This is a genomic window from Pradoshia sp. Z6_59 (assembly GCF_058267515.1).
This window is the reverse complement of record NZ_JBZCPP010000015.1, coordinates 1-20,256: the sequence shown is the minus strand read 5'-3', so window position 1 is coordinate 20,256 and position 20,256 is coordinate 1. Positions and strand designations below refer to the sequence as shown.

The 20,256-nt window shown below is 37.8% G+C and carries 21 protein-coding genes; 13 read left to right on the top strand and 8 right to left on the bottom strand.

What is annotated here, in order from left to right; genetic code table 11:
- The first annotated feature begins 91 nt into the window (after positions 1 to 91).
- The gene (locus AC4D4B_RS14490) at positions 92 to 985 is read left to right on the top strand and encodes a TetR/AcrR family transcriptional regulator (RefSeq protein WP_490996701.1); all 894 of its coding nucleotides are present in this window, start codon (positions 92 to 94) and stop codon (positions 983 to 985) included.
- Positions 986 to 1,059: 74 nt separating this feature from the next.
- Here AC4D4B_RS14490 and AC4D4B_RS14485 read toward each other — a convergent pair whose 3' ends face one another.
- Entirely contained in the window at positions 1,060 to 1,374 is a 315-nt protein-coding gene (locus AC4D4B_RS14485; RefSeq protein ID WP_491000355.1) for a DMT family transporter, read from the bottom strand.
- Complete coding sequence (locus AC4D4B_RS14480) at positions 1,374 to 1,718, bottom strand: DMT family transporter (protein ID WP_491000354.1); 345 nt, start codon at positions 1,716 to 1,718, stop codon at positions 1,374 to 1,376. Before AC4D4B_RS14480 ends, AC4D4B_RS14485 begins: the two co-directional genes overlap by 1 nt.
- 145 nt (positions 1,719 to 1,863) lie before the next feature.
- On the opposite strand from AC4D4B_RS14480, the gene AC4D4B_RS14475 reads away from it, so the two are divergent.
- The 4 genes from AC4D4B_RS14475 (at position 1,864) to AC4D4B_RS14460 (ending at position 6,040) form a co-directional block, all read left to right on the top strand.
- Positions 1,864 to 2,715, top strand: a complete 852-nt coding sequence (locus tag AC4D4B_RS14475; RefSeq protein ID WP_491000353.1) for a DUF1186 domain-containing protein — start codon at positions 1,864 to 1,866, stop codon at positions 2,713 to 2,715.
- Between the two features lie 362 nt (positions 2,716 to 3,077).
- The gene (locus AC4D4B_RS14470; protein WP_491000352.1) at positions 3,078 to 4,106 is read left to right on the top strand and encodes a S66 family peptidase; all 1,029 of its coding nucleotides are present in this window, start codon (positions 3,078 to 3,080) and stop codon (positions 4,104 to 4,106) included.
- 186 nt (positions 4,107 to 4,292) lie between these two features.
- Complete coding sequence (locus AC4D4B_RS14465) at positions 4,293 to 5,027, top strand: class I SAM-dependent methyltransferase (RefSeq protein WP_491000351.1); 735 nt, start codon at positions 4,293 to 4,295, stop codon at positions 5,025 to 5,027.
- 158 nt (positions 5,028 to 5,185) lie between these two features.
- A complete protein-coding gene (locus AC4D4B_RS14460; protein WP_491000350.1) occupies positions 5,186 to 6,040 on the top strand; it encodes a DUF2785 domain-containing protein in 855 nt (284 codons plus the stop codon).
- Between the two features lie 296 nt (positions 6,041 to 6,336).
- Here AC4D4B_RS14460 and AC4D4B_RS14455 read toward each other — a convergent pair whose 3' ends face one another.
- Positions 6,337 to 6,813 (bottom strand): C40 family peptidase, encoded by a 477-nt coding sequence (locus tag AC4D4B_RS14455; RefSeq protein WP_490996694.1) that lies wholly within the window; start codon positions 6,811 to 6,813, stop codon positions 6,337 to 6,339.
- A gap of 168 nt (positions 6,814 to 6,981) precedes the next feature.
- On the opposite strand from AC4D4B_RS14455, the gene AC4D4B_RS14450 reads away from it, so the two are divergent.
- Entirely contained in the window at positions 6,982 to 7,911 is a 930-nt protein-coding gene (locus AC4D4B_RS14450) for an EamA family transporter (RefSeq protein WP_491000349.1), read from the top strand.
- A gap of 51 nt (positions 7,912 to 7,962) precedes the next feature.
- On the opposite strand, the gene AC4D4B_RS14445 is transcribed toward AC4D4B_RS14450, so the two are convergent.
- Positions 7,963 to 8,520, bottom strand: a complete 558-nt coding sequence (locus AC4D4B_RS14445; RefSeq protein ID WP_066108091.1) for an isochorismatase family protein — start codon at positions 8,518 to 8,520, stop codon at positions 7,963 to 7,965.
- Between the two features lie 244 nt (positions 8,521 to 8,764).
- Complete coding sequence (locus AC4D4B_RS14440; RefSeq protein ID WP_066108088.1) at positions 8,765 to 9,355, bottom strand: undecaprenyl-diphosphatase; 591 nt, start codon at positions 9,353 to 9,355, stop codon at positions 8,765 to 8,767.
- A 154-nt stretch (positions 9,356 to 9,509) separates the two neighbouring features.
- On the opposite strand from AC4D4B_RS14440, the gene AC4D4B_RS14435 reads away from it, so the two are divergent.
- From AC4D4B_RS14435 to AC4D4B_RS14425, 3 genes are all read left to right on the top strand, one after another.
- On the top strand, positions 9,510 to 9,944 hold the full coding sequence (locus AC4D4B_RS14435) for a helix-hairpin-helix domain-containing protein (protein ID WP_139063870.1): 435 nt from the start codon (positions 9,510 to 9,512) through the stop codon (positions 9,942 to 9,944).
- Between the two features lie 64 nt (positions 9,945 to 10,008).
- Positions 10,009 to 11,136 carry a PQQ-dependent sugar dehydrogenase gene (locus tag AC4D4B_RS14430; protein ID WP_491000348.1) on the top strand — a complete coding sequence of 376 codons (1,128 nt, stop codon included), beginning with the start codon at positions 10,009 to 10,011 and terminating at the stop codon, positions 11,134 to 11,136.
- A gap of 210 nt (positions 11,137 to 11,346) precedes the next feature.
- The gene (locus AC4D4B_RS14425) at positions 11,347 to 11,493 is read left to right on the top strand and encodes a hypothetical protein (RefSeq protein ID WP_491000347.1); all 147 of its coding nucleotides are present in this window, start codon (positions 11,347 to 11,349) and stop codon (positions 11,491 to 11,493) included.
- A 265-nt stretch (positions 11,494 to 11,758) separates the two neighbouring features.
- Here the strand turns inward: AC4D4B_RS14425 and AC4D4B_RS14420 are convergent, their stop codons facing one another.
- Positions 11,759 to 12,901: a sensor domain-containing diguanylate cyclase gene (locus tag AC4D4B_RS14420; RefSeq protein ID WP_491000346.1), complete on the bottom strand. Its 1,143-nt coding sequence runs from the start codon at positions 12,899 to 12,901 to the stop codon at positions 11,759 to 11,761.
- Between the two features lie 454 nt (positions 12,902 to 13,355).
- Between AC4D4B_RS14420 and AC4D4B_RS14415 the strand changes: the two genes are divergently transcribed.
- The gene (locus tag AC4D4B_RS14415) at positions 13,356 to 14,990 is read left to right on the top strand and encodes a SulP family inorganic anion transporter (RefSeq protein ID WP_491000345.1); all 1,635 of its coding nucleotides are present in this window, start codon (positions 13,356 to 13,358) and stop codon (positions 14,988 to 14,990) included.
- A 57-nt stretch (positions 14,991 to 15,047) separates the two neighbouring features.
- Here AC4D4B_RS14415 and AC4D4B_RS14410 read toward each other — a convergent pair whose 3' ends face one another.
- A complete protein-coding gene (locus tag AC4D4B_RS14410; RefSeq protein WP_491000344.1) occupies positions 15,048 to 15,575 on the bottom strand; it encodes a GNAT family N-acetyltransferase in 528 nt (175 codons plus the stop codon).
- A gap of 2 nt (positions 15,576 to 15,577) precedes the next feature.
- Entirely contained in the window at positions 15,578 to 16,510 is a 933-nt protein-coding gene (locus AC4D4B_RS14405; protein WP_491000343.1) for an aldo/keto reductase, read from the bottom strand.
- Between the two features lie 553 nt (positions 16,511 to 17,063).
- Between AC4D4B_RS14405 and AC4D4B_RS14400 the strand changes: the two genes are divergently transcribed.
- From AC4D4B_RS14400 to AC4D4B_RS14390, 3 genes are all read left to right on the top strand, one after another.
- Positions 17,064 to 18,170 (top strand): NADH-dependent flavin oxidoreductase, encoded by a 1,107-nt coding sequence (locus AC4D4B_RS14400; protein WP_491000342.1) that lies wholly within the window; start codon positions 17,064 to 17,066, stop codon positions 18,168 to 18,170.
- Between the two features lie 325 nt (positions 18,171 to 18,495).
- On the top strand, positions 18,496 to 19,605 hold the full coding sequence (locus AC4D4B_RS14395; protein ID WP_490996682.1) for an NAD(P)/FAD-dependent oxidoreductase: 1,110 nt from the start codon (positions 18,496 to 18,498) through the stop codon (positions 19,603 to 19,605).
- Between the two features lie 251 nt (positions 19,606 to 19,856).
- A partial coding sequence (locus AC4D4B_RS14390; RefSeq protein ID WP_491000341.1) for a class I SAM-dependent methyltransferase occupies positions 19,857 to 20,256 on the top strand: 400 nt, incomplete at its 3' end.

The following is a 20,256-nucleotide window of genomic DNA, read 5'->3' as shown; positions in this document are numbered from 1 at the left end:
AATAATTTAGAATATATAAATTTGTATTTACCCTAAAAATAAGCTAATATACACTCAAATAACTGAAGTCATAGGAATGGATTGAGTTGTTATGAACGTAAGAAAAAAGCAAGTTATCAGCCATGCAAAGAAACTTTTCATTGGAAAGGGATATAGAAATACGTCTATTCAAGAAATTATTGAAGATAGCGGGATCTCCAGAGGAACATTTTATAATTATTTTCCTTCTAAAAGTGAACTTTTCAAAGCTGTATACGATTCCTTCCTTGAAGAGTATCACCAACAGCGAGATGAATTAATTATTGGGAGGGATCTCAGTAATATAGACATCTTTATAGAGCAACTTTATGTACAAAGGAAATCACATTCGCATAATCAATTATTTGCCCTTATTGAAGATGTAATGGTATCTAATGATATTGAACTAAAAGATTATTTGAAACAAACGAGATGGTTATATTTAAATTGGATTCACAACCGCCTTGTCGATATTTTTGGGGTGGAGAAGAAACCGTATTTGTTAGATTGTGCAATTATTCTATCCGCCATGGTCCAACACCACATGCATTTTTATAGTATTGCAAAAGGAGATCTTGATGCGAAAAAAGCAATTCGTTATTATTTAGATCGCATAAAGGTGATTGTTGATGATGTAAGTAAGAATGATGTTGTTTTAATAGAACCGGAAGTGTTAACTATGTTTATTCCGGAGGGTCCAAAAGGAAACAGGGATTTTTGCTACGATTTAATCCAATCCGTTAACCAACTAAAGACTTACCTTGAACAAGAGGTTGTTGATGCTGAGTTTCGTGCGGAAAAGCTACAAATAATCGAATTCCTGCAAGATGAACTATTGCATAATAAAGAGCCGCGACATTACTTAGTTAAAAATATGATTGCTTCATTAAATCATGATTCTATCTTGAGGGGTACTTCCTGCTATGAGAAGTTTAGAGAAATCATCATGGAATGGTTGAACAAGTAATAGAAGAGCCAAGCTAAGCAAATTGTTTGCCATAGCATGGCTCGTTTTTTGTGTGTCCCTTCTATTTTGATCTATTATGATACCAGTTTAAGGCCAATAGCAGAAATTAAAATGAGTAATATGAAAATAATTCGTTTTAAACTTTTCGCTTCTCCAAATAAAAGCATGCCAATTAATGCTCCCCCACTTGCACCGATACCAGTCCATACAGCATAGGCAGTACCCATGGGAAGTGTCTTCATTGCGAATGATAGACAGAAAAAGCTCCCTGAAAAACCGACAATCAAAAGAAGCAGGGATGTGAAATCCCTATTTTTATTCAATCTATTAATCATGCCGACCCCAAATATCTCTAAAAATCCAGCGATAACCAGTGCAAACCAGGCCATTATTGATTTGCCTCCTTTTTGGAGGTGTCTTCATCAGTCACTATTTTTAGACCAATCACACCTATTAATAAGAGAAGGATTAATGCTATTTTCTCTATTTTTAACGGTTCACTAAAGAAGAGAATCTCCGCAATAACCGTTCCAGCTGTTCCTAATCCAACAAAGACAGCGTATACCGTCCCAACCGGCAGGTGGCGGCTTGCATCAATCATCATATAAAAGCTGATACAGATTGCAGCTAGTGTAATCAGCCACATCCATATACTATCTGCATTTTTTAGACCGCTTACCCAGATGATCTCAAAGAAGGCCCCTACAATAACCTTTAACCAATGTCTGTTCATCAAAACAACTCCCTAGTGATATAACAATATAGCAGATTGTTTGTACTGTTGTTCATTTTAGCAATTATAAAAATGGTTTGCGAGTAGAAGAATTGAGAGAATGTTTGATAAACTACTTATATAAGAAAGGTACAGGGGTGAAAGAATGGATGATCTAACTATTTCGACCAAGGAATTAGTAAAAAAGATTCGCTATATAGGCGACACCTATCCGAAAGAGGAACTTGATCTCCTAATGATTCGTGAGGATGTTATTCCTGAGCTATTGGGTATAGTAGATTTGGTTCGCAAGGAACCAGAAATGTTTCTTAGTGAACCTGATCGAATTGACCATATTTATGCAGCTGTTTTGTTGGGACAGTTAAACGTCAGAGAAGCATTTTATCCATTTTTACAAACTTTAAAATTACCGGATGATATTGCTTTGGATTTATATGATGATTACCTGGTTACAACGGCTGGCCGTATACTTGCTGATACATATCCCGGTGAAATAGTTATGGATGGAAATATCCCTTCCATGCCGGATTTGGATGCATTATTTGATTTAATTGATGATCAATCTTTGGATGAGTGTATTCGTGCTACTGGGATTCAAGCAATTACATCCCTTGTCCTGCAAAAACGTATATCAAGGGAAATGGTTGAATATTACTATCATGATCTACTGCAGGGGGAGCTGGAAGATGAATCTGGTTATATGTATACTATTTTAATTGATTCCTGTATGGTATTAAATTTTCGGGATTTATATGATGATATCAAAGAGGTTTTTGCCCAAAAGAAAGTGAATGCCCTTCATATGTCGCTCGATGATGTGGAGGAGCAATTTAGGAACTATGATCCGATATATGCAAATGATTGCCGGCCCATTACAAACGTTCATGAAGAGTTCACGTGGTGGGCTGGTCATTATCAACCCGAAAATTCACAGGCTTCCAGAAGCATAAAAGTGGGCAGAAATGATCCATGCCCATGCGGAAGTAAAAAAGTATAAGAAATGCTGTGGAAAATCCTGATTTATAGTTTTTATGGATTTGAGCCCCCATATGTACAAGTTGGGTTTTTGTACATATGGGGGTATTTTGCATGTGATGAAAAGGCACTTACTCTACGAAGGTGAAGTAGAGTAGAAGTGCCAATTTACTATACTGCTTATGTATTCGAGCATTTATCGTGTATTAATCACTCAGAGTTTCAATACGTTCATCACACTGTTCTCCTGCATTAGGTTATAAGAAAATGGTGAGATTACTATTAAAAATAGTATAGTTAAACAATTATTTATATATTTTGAATTTTTTATAATATAATCAATTAAGGAAATAATTGTAAAAGAAAGTGGTGAGTGAAATAGAGTTGAAGAAGCCAAATCGATTAAGTAGTGGAGACCGAATTGCTACAGCCAGTTTTTCATGGGGTGGAGCAGGAGATCCTGATATTTATTGGCGTTATCAGATAGGAAAGAAACGGTTAGAGGAATTTGGCTTAGAAGTCGTTGAGCTGCCTCATACATTAAAGGGATCAGAGTATGTATATAATCATCCAGAAGAACGGGCACGTGATTTGATGAATGCCTTTCGGGATCCATCAATTAAGGGGATATTCTCTTGTATTGGTGGAGATGATAGCATTCGAATGCTTCCATACATTGATTATGAGGTAATCAAAAATAATCCAAAGATTTTTCTTGGCTATTCTGACTCTACAGTCACTCATTTTATTTGTTATAAGGCAGGGGTAATGAGTTATTATGGTCCTTCGATTCTGGCTGAATTTGCAGAGAATGTAGAGGCTTTTGATTATACGTATCATTGGGTGAAACGGGTTTTATTTTCAGGTGAACCTATTGGCGAAGTTGGACCGCCTTCTGAATGGACAAGTGAATATATCCCTTGGGAAGAACAAAATTGGACACGTAAAAGAAAGACTGCTCCGCACAGCGGTTATGAGTTGTTACAGGGAGAGGGAATACATAGGGGGAAATTATTGGGAGGATGCATGGATGTGCTGGAAATGCTTAAAGGGACTGTAGTATGGCCTGCGATTGATGAATGGAGGGATAAACTGATATTTTTTGAGACATCAGAAGTGAAAGTAAATCCGGAATTGTTTCTTGGATGGCTGCGCAATTACGGGGCGCAGGGAATTCTGCAAAATGCTAAGGGTTTATTATTTTCTAAGCCATATGATGATTGTTATTACGATGAGTATAAGGAAGCAATCCTTAGTGTGGTACGGGATGAGTTAAAGTTAACGGATTTGCCGATTCTTTATAATATGAGTTTTGGACATACGGCTCCAATGAGTATTATTCCTCTCGGGGCTATGGCTGAAATGGATTGTGAAAGAAAAACATTTAGCATACTTGAAGCGGGTGTGAATTAAGGTTTGAGGTTTACACACCCCCGAAGCAGGGACTATGAAGGTAACTGAAATAGGAGTCTTAGAGGACAATCTTCTAAGAGGGGTAGGTTTGAGCAGCCTTCCTTTTAATATTCCGTTGCTCTGCATTGAATGCAGATAAATAGACCACTAAAGGGTAGGTTGAGAATTTCATAGGGGGAGAGATGGATGGAATATAGGGGACCAAGTGTTTATGAACAGGAAGATTTTTTTTCGGAATTTATGAAAAGAAGAAGCAGGAAAGATAGTCCCAATAATGCTATTGAAACTCCAATTATGTATGAACTACTAAATGAATTTCAAAATAAAGATATATTAGATTTGGGCTGTGGTGATGCTTCCTTCGGCAAAGATTTAGTAGAACGCGGTGCAGCGTCCTACACTGGGATAGAGGGCTCTGAACAAATGGTGGAGGAAGCAAAGAGAAACCTATCAGGTGTGAATGGAAGCGTACATCATCATACAATGGAATCATATACATACGTAGAAGAAAAGTTTGACATTGTAACATCCAGATTTGCAATCCATTATGTCTCTGATATATATTCTTTGTTTCGTAACATCCATTTGTCTTTAAAAGAAGCAGGTAAGTTTGTATTCAGTGTTCAGCATCCTCTTACGACAGCTTCTTTTACTAGTAAAAAAACAGGTGATAGACGTGAAAATTGGATTGTGGATGACTATTTCCTTGAGGGGGAAAGAAAAGAACCTTGGATTGAACAAATCGTGGTGAAATATCACCGAACTATCGAACAGTATTTTAGAGCACTAATCAGTTCTGGATTTTCAGTGATTGATTTACGAGAAGGTAAACCTGTACGTGACAACTTCACCGATGAGAAAGAATATAAAAGAAGGCTTAGAATTCCAGTTGTGCTGGCATTTTCTTGTATAAAAAAATAATGATTCATTAAATGGGATATGGAATACAGCTATTCACAGTATGAAATGAGGTTAAGAAAATTTTACATTTTATAGTGTTGTGTTTGTAAGAGTATTTCCAGCTAACAAATATGATTATGTAGTATTCAATATTCAATTAAAGAAAAAAGGGGATAATTATGTGGTTATCGTCAGGAAATGTTTCATTGAGCGAAAGTGAACTAAAGTCTATCTTGACTGAACTTAAAAATGGAAAATGTTATTGGCAAGACTTGGATGAAACTTCCTTATTAAACTCCATGTTAGAGCATATTGGTTCTACGGATAGTGAACTCCGAGACCAACTGATCTATACCTCCTTTTATAAATTAATTATTGAGAACAATCAAATTGAAACTGAACTTTTAATTGAGCTCTTAGATACTTGTATAAATGAATTAATGTTTAAGGGAATCGGTGAAAAGGAATCCGATACGGTGTTCACAAGAACGTTTACTACCCTGTTAATAGCATTAATACTGGGCAGAGATAATCAAGTAAATTTTTTATCGAAAGTCACTATTGATAACATTAAAGAAAAGCTAATACGGTACATTGATCTTGAAGAGGATTTAAGAGGATATATCGAGGGTAAGGGGTGGGCACATAGCGTCGCCCACGTAGCTGACACTTTTGACGAGTTGGTGATGAACCCAAAGCTAGATAAAGAAGATTACCCTGAAATATTAAGAGTGTTATGGAGTAAAGTTTTTATATCAAGTAGTGTATATATTCACGATGAAGATGAAAGGTTATTAATCCCTATTCTCAATATGCTAGAAAGAGGATTGAATGTAATAGAAATAGAAGAATTACTTCAACACTTACCGGATGAATTAAAAATTCAAAAGGAACAGATTGAAAAAGAAAAGTATTGGTTATTAGTATTTAATATCAAAACATTTTTAAAGAGTTTTTACATTAAAATTAACGGTAATCCTAGACTATTGCCACTTCAGAAGAAGATTGAACATAGCCTGGTAAGAATCTATTGAAAGAGTAAATTTTTGTTCTGTAAATAATCTTCATACGTTTTTGTAGGGTTGAATATACAGCCTATTCTTATAGAATGGAGCTGTATTTTATGTATAAAAAAGTTATTTCAAAAGGGCTATATAAAGGCAGAGGACCCTCATCTTTTCAGCATAGAGAGCAAATTCACGCTAAACTAAAATTTGATTAAACGGAAATTTAATTAGATTTAGAGAGAATGACTTGGTTTTACCGCTAATCAAGAGTAAAAACTCTTTTTCCAGTAGAAAAAGAGTTTTTATTTTACCAATCCATCTGCTTACTGAACTACTCGTTTTGCTCCTACATAACGTTTCTTCCAATAATCGAGATTCATATCTTGTGTTTTAACTCCTTTTGATGTAGCGCCAATAAATTTATTATTACCGATATAAATGGCAACAAATGATACCTTTTTCCCGTCCGTTTTATAAAATACTAGATCCCCGGCTTTCAATTTATTTTTAGCAACGGAAGTACCTGTTTTATGTTGATCGGCACTGGTGCGCGGTAATTTTTTTGCTACGCTTTTTGAAAATACATATTGTGTGAAACCGGAGGCATCGAACCCTTTTGGTGTTGTTCCGCCCCATTTATATGGACTGTTCGTTAATTTTTTTGAATAGGCAACAGCCTTTTGACTTTTAGATTGTGCTGCATCAGCATGTATTGGGCTGAAGAAGGTTGAAAAGAGTAGAAGAACAGCTGTTACGACGGCAAACAGAATAGAGGATTTTCTTGCATGTAAAGCTAACATTAACATCCCTGCTTTCAAAGAATTTTTTGACACAAGGATATCTTATTATTGAGCAGAGCACTTTATGATTCAAATATTACATTCTTACCTCCCTAATTTAACTTCCCCTTTTCTGTGAAAATCAAAGTATAATAGCACTGTAAACTATGAAATATATGAGGGAACAGCATGATTTTATTGAAAAATACGAGAGTTAAAGGAATTTTACTGGTATTAACTGCCGGTATTTTATGGGGAGTATGTGGAACAGTAGCGCAGTATTTATTTCATTATGCCGGATTTACCCCGGAATGGGTTGTGGGTATTCGCTTGCTTGTATCTGGAATGGTTCTCTTGTTCCTGGTCTCTTTAAAAGTAAAGAGTAGGATAGGTGCTATTTGGAAGGACAAGAAAGACGCAAGAAGTCTTTTATTGTTCAGCATTTTAGGTTTATTGGCTGTGCAATACACGTTTTTTATGGCTATCAATTATTCCAATGCGGCTACGGCCACCGTTTTACAGTACTTAACACCAGTTATCATTACCTGTTATTTTGCCGTGATTTCAAAAAGGCTGCCTACAAATAAAGAGATCCTTGTTGTAGGTTTGGCCATATTGGGGACATTTCTGATTGCAACTAGAGGAAATATACATAGTTTATCGATTTCGGTTAGTGCTTTGATGTGGGGAATTGGTTCGGCATTCGCTTTAGCATTTTATACTTTGCTTCCGCGTAAACTGCTTCCTAAATGGGGTTCAACTCTCGTTTTAGGGTGGGCAATGCTAATAGGAGGAGTTTGCTTTTCATTCTATAATCCTCCATGGGAGTTTAAGGGAGAATGGAGCTTTTATGCAGTACTTGCTGTTATTTTTGTGATTATATTTGGTACGATTGTTCCGTTTATATGCTATTTGGAAAGTATGAAATATATTCGAGCTACAGAGGTAAGTGTGCTGGCATCTGTGGAACCAGTTGCTGCAGCGGTTGTATCCATACTTTGGCTGCATGTTACGTTTGGAATAGCCGAGTGGCTTGGTACAATCTGTATTATCAGTACCGTCTTCATTTTAGCCCTTTTTGATAAACCGGCAGGGAAGAAATCCAGTGATAATCATTGAGTAAAACAAACAGGATCCCAATTTGTTTAAGAATTGGGATCCTGTTGCTGTTTATCGGTACGAATCATGGCTGGGATGAAATAAATGATCTTCCGCGTTTCTTACAATAGAAAAATGTTCTATATTGTAATGGCCATGAAGTGTTTTATTATGATGGTTTATGATTTGTTCCGGGCTTAAAATGTCATTGCCGATTGTGGAATGTCCATCACCAACTAAAGTGACATCGAAGCCATTAATAGTAGCGGTTCTGACTGCACTATCAATACAATGCTGTGTTTCGCAGCCCATTATAACAATATGATTAATTTCATTAGATTTTAAATAATTTAATAGTCCAGTTCCGTGAAAGGAATTCGTTGCTGCTTTGTCAAAGAATTTTGTTTCCACAGGTAGATGAATTTCATCATGAACTTGAAATCCTTTCCCTTTACCTCCGGCTATATCAAGATCTCTTACACAAACTATCGTGGCATTTGCCTCTTTTGCCTTTTTAATTACTAAATTAATATTTTGAATAAGCTGTTCTTTTTTAAAAACAGCCCTCATGTCTTGATTCCCATCTATTAGTTCCTGTTGTGCATCAATAATTAATAATAGTTGATTCAACTGATTTTCCCCTTTCTAATTTGGGGAAGCGCTCTTTTATTTAGCTGTATTCCCCTTGGTTTTTTTTGAGTTGTGATATAGTCCCATATTCATATAATTAACCTCCTTGATAATATAATGCCTAAAAATTAATAAATGTAATTTTCAGACAATTAAACCTTAACATAGCTTCTTTTAAAAAGATACGCAAAAATAAAAAAGCCACCGATCTAGTCGGCGGCTGTATTGCTGTAATGAACGTTGATTAAATACTTTTATTTCGGTTAAACAGATAGCTTTCGCCCTTTTCGTATAGAGCGATGGATTGTCTAATCCATTTTTGTTTAGGAATAATTTTGTGAACGAGCAAAGCCGCACCTATTCCAAGAAGTGCACCTACTAAAATATCAACGGGGTAATGGACTCCTACATAGATTCGGGAAATAGAAAGAAGGAGTGCAAGTGTTGTCCATAAATACCAGAATCGTTTACGAAAGAGGGCAATGGTTATACAAACTGAGAAGAATACAATCGTATGATCACTCGGAAAAGAATTTCCAACCTCTTTTTCAATTAACTTGTTTACATCGGACCAAACGGCAAATGGCTGATGATGTGAATAAATCATACCAATTAACTTGCCCGTTACTTCGGCGATAAAAAAAGCAATAACAGCACTGACAACCATTAATTTATTTCTAGTATTACGAGTTAGCCAGTAAAACAACAGAACCAGTATTAAGCAGTATACTGTATATTCAGCAAAAAAAATAAAAAGTGGATTGATGTCCGGATACTCTTTACCAATGTCATTGACTGCACGAAATAATGTGATATTTGCTTCAGAATTAGTCATTTTTTCATTTCCTCCCAAGTTATTCTATTATGGATAATTTACTTAAATATTTCAAGAGATTCTATATAGTATTTGTATTCTAGACGATATCGTTTAGCTGTATGAAAGGATTATGATAAAATTTAACAAAACTAAGAATAAGAGGAGGCTATAAATGAAACTGCCATTATCGGGGACGGAACGGAGTAATCTTCGTAAAAACAAGGTTCGAATAGACCAAATACCAACGAAAACAACAGAAGAATTAAAAATCATACTGAATTGTTCTACAGATCGGGCTAAGGAGTTAAAAGGTCTGTTAGACTTTCAGGAAATCCCTTCAATCGGGTTGGGTGCATCTAAAATGATGGTACAAGTACTGGGATTCTATTCTGTAAACGACGTTAGAAATGAAAATCCTGCAGAATTATTCGACCGCTATGAAGAATTGGTTGGATGCCGTGTCGATCCATGTGTGGAAGATCAAATCCGCTGTATTGTTTATCATGCCAATGAATTGAATTGTGTGTTAGTATGGTCTGATTTTACGGACGAGCGGAAGGCATATCGAAATACTCAGGGATATCCTCCTACTCGCCCTGAAAAGTAGTGATCCCCTTGTATGACCTCTTTAGAAGAATCATTGAAAAAGCCCATATAAATAGGAGGCCAATATGAAAAAAATATTTCGCTTGTTACCCCCCTTTTTGATTATGATGGCTCTGCTTGGTTGTTCAAAGGAAGAGAAAAATGACACGGTTGTTAAACAGACTGAGACAGATGAAAAGCAGCCATATGAGATAGAAGTCGTTGCTGAAGGTCTCAATGTACCATGGGAAATGGTTATAGCCGATGATGGACGAATATTTTTTACGGAACGGCCTGGCCAAATAAGAGAAATCCGTAATGGGAAAGTAAGGGAAGAACCTCTCCTGTCTTTGCCAGCGCCTTTTATCAGTGAAGGGGAGGGAGGATTACTTGGACTGGCACTGGATCCTGATTTCCAAACGAATCATTTTATGTATACGTATCACTCCTATGAAGATAATGGTGAAATCAAAAATCGTATTCTTCGTCTTGTAGTAGGTGACAATCAAGCAAGGATTGATAAAGTGATCCTTGATGGAATTGTTGGAGATACAAATCATAATGGTGGGAGAATTAAGATTGGACCAGACGGGATGCTTTATATTACAGCAGGAGATCGGTATGAACCTGACTTAGCCCAGGATAAGACAAGTATGGGCGGTAAAATTTTTAGAATCCATCTTGATGGTTCCATTCCGGATGATAATCCAATTGAGGGGTCGCCTGTCTATAGCTACGGGCATCGCAATCCGCAGGGACTTGCCTGGCATCCTGTTACAGGAGATTTATTCAGTTCGGAACATGGTCAATCAGCACATGACGAAATTAATTTGATTGAAGCAGGGAAAAACTATGGATGGCCAATAATTCAGGGGGATGAAGCAAAAGAGGGAATGGAAACGCCGATTGCTCATAGCGCAACTGAAACATGGGCCCCGTCGGGAATGACATTTGTCTCGAAGGGTGAATGGAAAAACCAATTGCTGATTGCCAATCTGCGTGGCGTGCAGGTTCTTAAGGTAGAGCTTGATGAATCCGGAAAACAGGTGAAAAGCATAGAATCGCTCTTTAAAGATCAGTATGGGCGCATCAGGAATATCATCGAAGCGCCGGATGGAACCTTATATATGATGACGAATAATAGGGATGGCAGGGGCAATCCATCAGACAAAGACGACCGCATCATCAGGATGATTCCTAAAACAGATATTTGATTATTCTGTACGAATATGGAAAAAGTGAAGATCCTAAGTCAGGAGACCTGCCATTCTTTTTTTACACTACAATACCTACGTGGAGAAAGGGAGGTGTGAAAAGTCGTAAACCTTAAATTTAAGGGAATGTTTTAAAGCATTTCTATCTTTTTTAGTAGAAGAGGATAGGAATGCTTTTTAGTTTGGGCTTATTTAGATAGGGGGACTAGCATGTTAAACAGTAATTTGGGATATCCGAGAATCGGAGAATCGAGAGAGTGGAAAAGAGCACTAGAAAGCTTTTGGTCAGGTCATTTGAATGAAGCGGCATTTCAAAACCAATTGAAGGATATACGTTTAACAATTATAAAAAAGTAGCTGGTTTATACCAGGCCTGTTATTATTCTGACTAAATGGGATTGGCGGTGGTTGGTCTGCATGGATTTGTTTGAAGAGTGGGAATCCAAGAGCAGGTAAAGCAGGGCTGATGATGGGTTCAGTTCTCTGTTTTTGGATAATTGCTCAAGTTATTCTGATTAGATATGTCAATATCCTCCAGCTGATATTCGGGATAATTGGAGTGGTTGAATTATAGCAGCCATATTCCTGTTAAAAATAAAATAAATACACTCAGCCACTAATGCTAGCTGAGTGATTCAATATCTGTAAGCATAAGTTCAACGCAATTTCTTCCTTTTGCTTTCGCCTTATATAAAGCTTTATCTGCTTTATGAATAAGAGAAGTATAGGTATCCCCTTTTTCAAAGGTGGTTACACCAAAGCTCGCTCTGATTTGATATGTCTCAAGAGCTTCTTTTTCTATCGCTTTCCGTAAGCGCTCAGCGACCTTCAACGCACACAGATATTTAGTTTTCGGCAAAATTAGAATGAATTCCTCACCGCCAAAACGTGCAAGTACATCAAAGGTTTTGACATGTTTCTGCAAAACTGAAGCAACGTGTTTTAACGACCGATCTCCCTCCAAATGTCCGTATTTATCGTTGAAATCCTTGAAATGGTCGATATCTATTAATATGATACTTAAATCATTTTCCATAGGAGCTTTATTTATAAAATTTGTTAAATAGTAATCTGCCGTTCTCCTATTATTAATCCCTGTTAACCCATCTTTATAGGCGATAGATTCAAGTGTGAAAAATTTCTCCTTTAGTTCGGTACGCATATGTTCGATACCGGTGATCAATCGGCCCAATTCATCATCCTTATGATATTTCGGGACAGAAACCGAAAAGTCCTTCATGGAATAAGAAGTAACGCTGTGTTCCAATTCAACAATCGGTTGAACCAAATTGGTTAAATGCCGGATGATATAGTAAACAGCCAGTACCAGCATAAGCAGAATTCCAAAACAAAAAATGGTTAGAATAATCATCACTCTGTTTTGTGAACGCTCCTCCAATCTTAATTTCAATTGCTTGATTTCATTCGTTGCTTCTTTGTAGTCGTGACGTATGGTATCGAAGGCAACTTTACTATCCGCAAGCTTATCATTGGAAATCTGTTTATTATTTTTAGTTATATTAATTTGAACATATCCATACTCCTTGTTCCAAACTTCTCCGCTGGCAATTAGGGTGCTGACAGATCCACTGACATCTGGAAAAATAGTGATATCCTGTTTGAGCTTTTCGGATGTTTGCTTGAAGGTTTCAGATCCCTCATAAAATGGTTCAAGAAAGGTAGCATTTTTAGATAAACTATATCCGCGCTGTCCGGTCTCTTGATCAATTAAAGATTGATAGAGTACGAGAACATGTTGATTCATAGAATCTAGCTGCTTCAGCACTTTGTTCGATGAAGCGAATTCACCTTTAACATAGAAAAGTGAACCTAAGTTTAAACATACCCAGATAAATCCGATTGATAATAAACTCCAGAAGAAACGATGGCCAATTTGCCACTTGAAGACTTTTTTATACAGAGTAACTCACTCTTTCTAATGGTATTAAAAGTTAATTCTACAATATTTTATGATGCATTTATAGGTTATTTTGTAAACTTTTGGATTTTATTTATATATCCTAAATGGAGTGCTGAATAGAGATTACGATATAGTACTCCTTAAATTTATGGGGAAAATTACGTTAATATTCGATATATCATTCTCTTTTTTGTACTAGGATGATTTGGAATTGATTGTTAATAGAATTCATTATCCAAGGTCAGTATAATAATAAGGTTGCGATTATTATCATATTATTACGGAGAGAAGAATCAGCATGCTTAAACAATATATTCACGATTTGCATAATGAATTTGCCGGCTATAATTCTGAAAAGCTACGTAAAGATATTATGGCTGGTATTACAGTAACCGCTGTTGCACTCCCTTTATCTCTAGCGTTTGGGGTGAGCAGTGGGGCGGATGCGGCTGCTGGATTAATTACAGCGATTCTTGCAGGATTAATTATCAGTATGCTATCAGGTGCTTCCTATCAAATATCAGGACCAACGGGAGCGATGTCAGCTATCTTGATTGCTGTTGTTGCCCAGTATGGACTTGATGGAGTATTTATTGCCTGTTTGCTGGCGGGTATCCTATTGGTGATTGCCGGCCTACTGAAATTTGGACGCGTCGTTTCTATTATACCGATGCCAGTTATAACGGGGTTTACATCAGGAATTGCTATCATTATAGCGATGGGACAAGTAGATAACTTTTTTGGAGTCGAATCGAGCGGAGAGAATCCAATTGCCCAAATCATGTCTTATATAGAGAATGGTTTTAATCCTGATTTTGCTACATTAGTAATTGGTATTATAACAGTTGTCACGATGATTGTATGGCCAAAAAAATGGAACGCTATAATCCCATCATCCTTGGCAGCCTTGCTGATTGTTTTAATTATCAATGCCGTTTTAAAATTACCGGTAGCGGTCGTGGGAGATATACCTAAAACATTTTTACCGGAAAATCGACTGGTATTTGGTGATTTATCCTTCGCTAAAATCGAAGCCTTGATATGGCCGGCAATCAGTATTGCGGCTTTAGGAATGATTGAAAGTTTACTATGCGGGGCTTCTGCCGGTCGCATGGTTGGAGAAAAAATGAATGGGGATCGTGAACTGGTTGCACAGGGAATTGGGAACATGATTATCCCATTCTTTGGCGGTGTTCCGGCTACTGCTGCGATTGCCCGTACGAGTGTAGCGATTAAAGCTGGTATGGTAACAAGATTGACGGGGATTTTCCATGCGATTGGTTTGCTTTTGTCAATGTTTCTCCTCAGCCCGATTATGTCGAGTATACCGATGTCTGCATTAGCGGGTATTTTGATTGTGACGGCATGGCGGATGAATGAATGGGAAAGTATCCATTATATCTTTTCTCACAAATTCAAAGGCGCTATCTTTAAATTTTTGCTAACATTGTTAGCTACCGTTGTGTTTGATTTAACGGTTGCCATTGTTGCAGGAATTGCCCTTTCAGCCATATTGTTTGTTATTAACAGTGCCGACGTAGAAATGAATATCAGTAAAGTTGATATCGAAAAATTAGAAGGAAAAGGGATAAAATCAAATCAGACATACGAAGATATTCGGGTAGTTTATCTCACCGGTCCTATATTCTTTGCAACGGTGAGCTCGTTGACTGAGCGCCTTGAAGACATTAATCAAGGTGTTATGATCCTTTCCATGCGTGGAGTATCCTCCATTGACGGTTCAGGAGTACAAGCTATGGTAGAATTCTGTGAATTAAAGAAACAAGAAGGTGTAAAAATCATCTTTAGCGGAGTACAGCGGAGAGTTCTTAGCAGATTTGAAAGAGGTGGTATTCTGGAGGTTGTTGGAGAAGACAATATATTCTGGAGTACTGACCAGGCGCTTGCAAAAATCAATCAAATACAAGGTTAATATAAAGATAGAAGGAGAGTGCCGGTGTGGCTGCTCTCCTTATTTTTTTAATATAAGCTATGACAGCTTTTTGCCGAATATTAGATATCGTTCTTTTGTCTTTTCATTAGGGAAGAAGGAATCATTGATGACAGTCCATCCTTTTCTATCATATAGATTCCTTGCAGCCAGATTAGAGTGCTGAGTCGTTAATATAGTTGTATCAAAAGGTATGCCTGTCAATAGGGAATCATGTAATAGCGAACCAATTCCTTTTTGGCGCACGGATGGGTGAACGCATAATTCAACGAACTCAAAACAATTGGTTAGCCATGCATTGGATATATCGGATTTTAGATTGTTTGCTATTCGTTCACGATAATATTGACCCGGTAGAGAAGCGTAACCATAGGCGAATCCAACCGGAATCTCTTCTTCATTCAGATATATATATCCTCTAAAACCTTCGTAGTTCATATGTCGTTTGAATTGTTCTGTACAGTCAGTATCAATAGTCCATACTTGTTGATACAGAGAAACGATTGGCTTAAGTAAATCATCTGTTTGATTCCACTTCACAATATGTTTCATAGACTGCTTTTCCATTCTTATTCGAAAATTGAACTAATCTGTTGGATTTCTTCATGGGATAACATAACTTCCAGTGTTTTAAGATTATCAACGACTTGTTCCGGCTGTTTTGCGCCAGGGATAACAACATCAATTGAATCCTGCGCCAAGTACCATGCCAGGACAAGATGAGCGATTTCAACGTCTTTAGCTTTCGAAATCTTGCGTAGTTGTTCTACTTTTTTTAGGTTTTGCTCAAATAGTTCTCCCTGAAATAATGGATTACGAGAACGTCCGTCACTAAAAGTAGAATGCTTTGTGAATTTTCCAGTTAAAAGACCGGAAGCCAGCGGGAAGTACGGAACAAAGGATATATTGTGTTGGGCGGTATAGGGGAGAAGCTCTTTTTCAGCATCTCTTTTAAATAAATTGTATTCAGATTGGATTACATCAACGTATCCATCCTTATTGGCCTCTTTTAATTGCTCCAACGAAAAATTGGATACTCCGATTGCACGGATTTTCCCGGCATCTTTTAATTCCTTTAAGGCGCCGACTGCTTCATCCTTTGGTGTATTCTGATCTGGGAAATGGATGTAGAAGAGATCTATATAATCTGTACGTAAACGCATTAGGCTTTCTTCGACAGTTTTAATAAGGAATGCAGGGGAGTTATCAACTACCACATCATCTTCGATGAACTTATGAGCCCCCTTTGTAGCTATAACAAGGTTTTCACGATTGCCTTTTTCTTTAACAATTTCTCCGATTAATTCTTCTGACCGTTCCGGGCCATAAATATAGGCAGTATCAATAAAATTCACGCCATGATCGATGGCAGTCCGTACGATTTCACGTCCAGTTTCCTCATCGAGATTTGGGTAGATATTATGTCCTCCAACTGCATTAGTTCCAAGGCCTATCGGATTTACAAGTAAGTCTGTTTTACCTAGCTGAATTTTGTTATTCATAAAAAACCCCCCTTAACATGTAATGATTCAATCATAACAAAGGTAAGGAAGTATATGGAAATGATAGGATTTAGAATTTGATAAATAGATAAAGGCCCTAAGATACTACTCTTAGGGCCTTTATGCAAGAGGGGGGGATTTATGTTCTATGGCTTTTATGATGTGTTCTAAAAATAGTATACTGTAAATGATAACGATTATCAATATCATTTAGATGAAAATAATATTAAATTTATTACGAATAAGTAACTATATTTTCAGGGGGGAATTTTGTTGAATAAATAATGCGCAGATTACTAGAGAGTTATAAAAGAGAGTATAGCAAGAAAGATGATTGATTGGATTAACATGAATAACTTTTGTATCAATATAAAAACAATAAATTTTGACGAATTCATAATCTGAAATCTTAACTACTGAATCCAGAAAACCAATAATGAGCTTCTTCTGTACAAGATTGTTACAAATAATAACTAACTTACGAATGAGCATTTTGTTTGCTACCCTTTTTGTAACTCACTAGAATAAAGGTCATACAAAGGAGGAATAGCTCATGAATGAAAAATACGCATCTCTTTTTGAGAGCTTTACACTGCCAAATGGCGTTACGCTGAAAAACCGGTTCGTACTCGCTCCAATGACACATTACTCTTCCAATCCTGATGGTACGATTTCTGATCAGGAGCTTCCATATATTGCGCAGCGTTCCAAGGATATAGGCTTGGTCATTACTGCTGCAACAAATGTATCCGATAACGGAAAGGCGTTCCCAGGACAGCCATCCATTGTACGCGATACATATATAGCAGGCCTGAAAACTCAGGCAGATACAATAAAAGCCGAGGGAGCTAAAGCAATCATCCAGCTTCACCACGGCGGACGGGAAGCTGGGGCAGATCTAGTGCCAAATGGGGATGTAGTTGCTCCAAGTGCTGTAGAAAAGAAAGGTACAGCTACACCACGTGCATTGGAAACTGAAGAAATACAGCAAATCGTTGCTGATTTCGGCGAAGCAACTCGCCGAGCTATCGAAGCTGGTTTTGATGGCGTCGAAATTCACGGTGCAAATGGATATATTATTCAACAATTCTACTCTCCATTTTCCAATCGCCGTGAAGATGAATGGGGCGAGCGCTTGCGTTTCCCATTGGCTGTCATCGACTCAGTCAGAAGTGCTGTTGATAAACACGGCTCCAAAGACTTTATTGTTGGTTATCGTTTCTCTCCTGAGGAACCGGAAACTCCTGGATTAACGATGAAAGAAACACTTGAGCTGATTGATGCTCTAGTGGAAAAGCCATTGGATTACCTGCATGTATCTTTAATGGACTTCCATTCCACAGCACGCCGCGGTGCGGATGCGAGTGTCAAACGCATTGATCTAATCCAGGAACGCATCAATAATAGAATGCCTCTAATTGGCGTCGGATCCTTATACTCTGCCGAAGACGTGGCTGCAGCCAAAGATACAGGAGTACCATTGATTGGCATGGGACGTGAAATGTTAATCGACCCGGAATTCGTTACAAAGATCAAAGAAGGACGCGAAGACGAAATTACCAGCTTGATTGATCCTGCTCGTGAAGATCGTCATGGCCTTCCAGAACCGCTTTGGAACATCATCCTGCAGACAAAAGGCTGGGTTCCGACAAAAGAATAGCAGGAGATAGCCAATAAAGGGAAAATTCAGCATTGGTACTTACGTTAGAAAGAGACTTTTGAGTATAAACAGATAGAAGGATTGCTTTTAAAAACCTCTCGTATGAGAGGTTTTTTTGCTAGTTCATGATTGATTTTATTGCTTTGGTGAGATGCAACTAGTCTATCACTTCTAAAAATCCAAAGTAAGTCTATCTCCATCATTATGGTCCGTCTAAGAATGTTCAGGTTATTTTTACTGTGTCACATTCGATAATCATACTGAGAAAAGGTCGATTATGCTATGGTATATTGTAGTTAAATGAAGAAAAGGATGTTCGGTGTATATGCATATAACAATAATCGGATCAGGTATAGCAGGGTCGGTTACCGCATATAAGCTTGCCAAGGCGGGCTTACAGGTAACTGTGATCGATCGTTTTGATAAAGGACAAGCGACAGATGCTGCAGCAGGGATTGTTTGTCCATGGTTATCTCAGCGTCGAAATAAAGATTGGTACCAGCTGGCCAAAGGTGGTGCTCGCTTTTATCCGGAAATAATTGAAGAACTTCGTCAAGATGGAGAAACTGAAACGGGTTATGCCCGTGTAGGTGCATTGAGCCTGCATGAGGATCCTAAAAAACTGGATGCGATGCTTCAACGTGCTGAAATGCGCAAAACGGATGCACCGGAGATGGGCAAGATAACCCTTCTGAACGAAAACGAAGCAAAACGGTTATTTCCTATGCTTACTGAAGGATATGGAGCGGTACATGTCAGCGGTGCTGCTCGCGTTGATGGCCGGGCTTTGCGAAATGCCTTACAGCGGGCAGCCAGGAAGTACAATGCACGATTCGTATCAGCCGAAGCACAGCTTTCTATGAAAGCAGAACGAATCGTTGTGACAGCTGGCAATGAAGAATGGATGCCTGATCAGGTCGTAGTTACTGCTGGTGCTTGGGCCGGTCAATTATTAGAACCCTTAGGATATCAGATGCAAGTCAGTTTTCAGAAAGCACAGATTTGTCATTTAAAGCTGACCCATGCCGAAACACATGATTGGCCAGTAATTATTCCGCCCAACGATCAATATCTGCTTGCTTTTCCAGATGGACGGATAATAGCTGGTGCTACGCACGAAAATGATGAAGAGATGAATACCGGGGTAACGGCAGGCGGTGTACTGGAAGTACTAACGAAAGCAACTAAGCTTGCTCCCGGTCTTGCAAATGCAGGTTTGACCGAAACAAGGGTTGGCTTCAGGCCTTTTACTCCTGGATTCCTTCCCGTATTCGGCCGTATGCCGCATCACTCTAATCTTTATGTCATAAATGGCCTAGGGGCATCAGGACTGACGATGGGTCCATTTATCGCGTCACAGCTCTCAAAGTTAATAGTCGGGCAAGAAACGGATATCGATATATCCGCCTATAATCCAGACGGTGCTCTTGCGTAACAAAGGGTCCATGTTTATCATGGACCCTTTGTCATACTCAAATAGAAAACCATTCGACCCCCCAGGTGAAACATCATTTTCTGAAACTGGAATTTTTATATCGAATTGTACGTTCATTAAAAGGCCGCTATAATCCTGCTTTTACATGCTATTTTAAAACGTCGTACATAAGTATTTATCATTCCAAACGACTCTAATAGTAATGTAGTCTTAGTATGTATAATTGTTATAAAATGGTAAAATAAGATTGGATGATAAATTTAGAGAGGCAGGAAAAAGTAGTGGAAACTATTTATAGCCATGAAGATTTGCTGAAGATGATGGATCAATTATTAAAAGAGCAAACCAGGTTTGACTGGGATCAATTTTATTTGAATCGTGATCGGAATGTACCTTTTTTTTCTAATCAGCCTGATGAAAACTTGGTAGATTATTTCGACAAGGGCTTGTTTGTTCCTGGGAGTAAAGTATTGGAATTAGGATGTGGTCCCGGGCGAAATGCAATCTTTTTTGCTGAAAAAGGTTGTCATGTTGATGCCGTAGATTCATCTGAAGAAAGTTTGAGATGGGGGAGAGAGCGGGCTAAAGAGAGTGGATTAACAATTAACTTTATACATAAAAATATATTTGATTTAGCTATTGATGAAGGAA

What these genes read in the sequence shown, in the direction of transcription:
- AC4D4B_RS14415 (WP_491000345.1), top strand. Translation starts at nt 13,356, where the DNA reads ATGCTTAAACAATATATTCACGATTTGCATAATGAATTTGCCGGCTAT.
- AC4D4B_RS14400 (WP_491000342.1), top strand. Translation starts at nt 17,064, where the DNA reads ATGAATGAAAAATACGCATCTCTTTTTGAGAGCTTTACACTGCCAAAT.
- AC4D4B_RS14425 (WP_491000347.1), top strand. Translation starts at nt 11,347, where the DNA reads ATGTTAAACAGTAATTTGGGATATCCGAGAATCGGAGAATCGAGAGAG.
- AC4D4B_RS14435 (WP_139063870.1), top strand. Translation starts at nt 9,510, where the DNA reads ATGAAACTGCCATTATCGGGGACGGAACGGAGTAATCTTCGTAAAAAC.
- AC4D4B_RS14475 (WP_491000353.1), top strand. Translation starts at nt 1,864, where the DNA reads ATGGATGATCTAACTATTTCGACCAAGGAATTAGTAAAAAAGATTCGC.
- AC4D4B_RS14440 (WP_066108088.1), bottom strand. Translation starts at nt 9,355, where the DNA reads ATGACTAATTCTGAAGCAAATATCACATTATTTCGTGCAGTCAATGAC.
- AC4D4B_RS14460 (WP_491000350.1), top strand. Translation starts at nt 5,186, where the DNA reads ATGTGGTTATCGTCAGGAAATGTTTCATTGAGCGAAAGTGAACTAAAG.
- AC4D4B_RS14455 (WP_490996694.1), bottom strand. Translation starts at nt 6,813, where the DNA reads ATGTTAGCTTTACATGCAAGAAAATCCTCTATTCTGTTTGCCGTCGTA.
- AC4D4B_RS14450 (WP_491000349.1), top strand. Translation starts at nt 6,982, where the DNA reads ATGATTTTATTGAAAAATACGAGAGTTAAAGGAATTTTACTGGTATTA.
- AC4D4B_RS14395 (WP_490996682.1), top strand. Translation starts at nt 18,496, where the DNA reads ATGCATATAACAATAATCGGATCAGGTATAGCAGGGTCGGTTACCGCA.
- AC4D4B_RS14410 (WP_491000344.1), bottom strand. Translation starts at nt 15,575, where the DNA reads ATGGAAAAGCAGTCTATGAAACATATTGTGAAGTGGAATCAAACAGAT.
- AC4D4B_RS14480 (WP_491000354.1), bottom strand. Translation starts at nt 1,718, where the DNA reads ATGAACAGACATTGGTTAAAGGTTATTGTAGGGGCCTTCTTTGAGATC.
- AC4D4B_RS14430 (WP_491000348.1), top strand. Translation starts at nt 10,009, where the DNA reads ATGAAAAAAATATTTCGCTTGTTACCCCCCTTTTTGATTATGATGGCT.
- AC4D4B_RS14420 (WP_491000346.1), bottom strand. Translation starts at nt 12,901, where the DNA reads ATGAATCAACATGTTCTCGTACTCTATCAATCTTTAATTGATCAAGAG.
- AC4D4B_RS14465 (WP_491000351.1), top strand. Translation starts at nt 4,293, where the DNA reads ATGGAATATAGGGGACCAAGTGTTTATGAACAGGAAGATTTTTTTTCG.
- AC4D4B_RS14405 (WP_491000343.1), bottom strand. Translation starts at nt 16,510, where the DNA reads ATGAATAACAAAATTCAGCTAGGTAAAACAGACTTACTTGTAAATCCG.
- AC4D4B_RS14485 (WP_491000355.1), bottom strand. Translation starts at nt 1,374, where the DNA reads ATGGCCTGGTTTGCACTGGTTATCGCTGGATTTTTAGAGATATTTGGG.
- AC4D4B_RS14490 (WP_490996701.1), top strand. Translation starts at nt 92, where the DNA reads ATGAACGTAAGAAAAAAGCAAGTTATCAGCCATGCAAAGAAACTTTTC.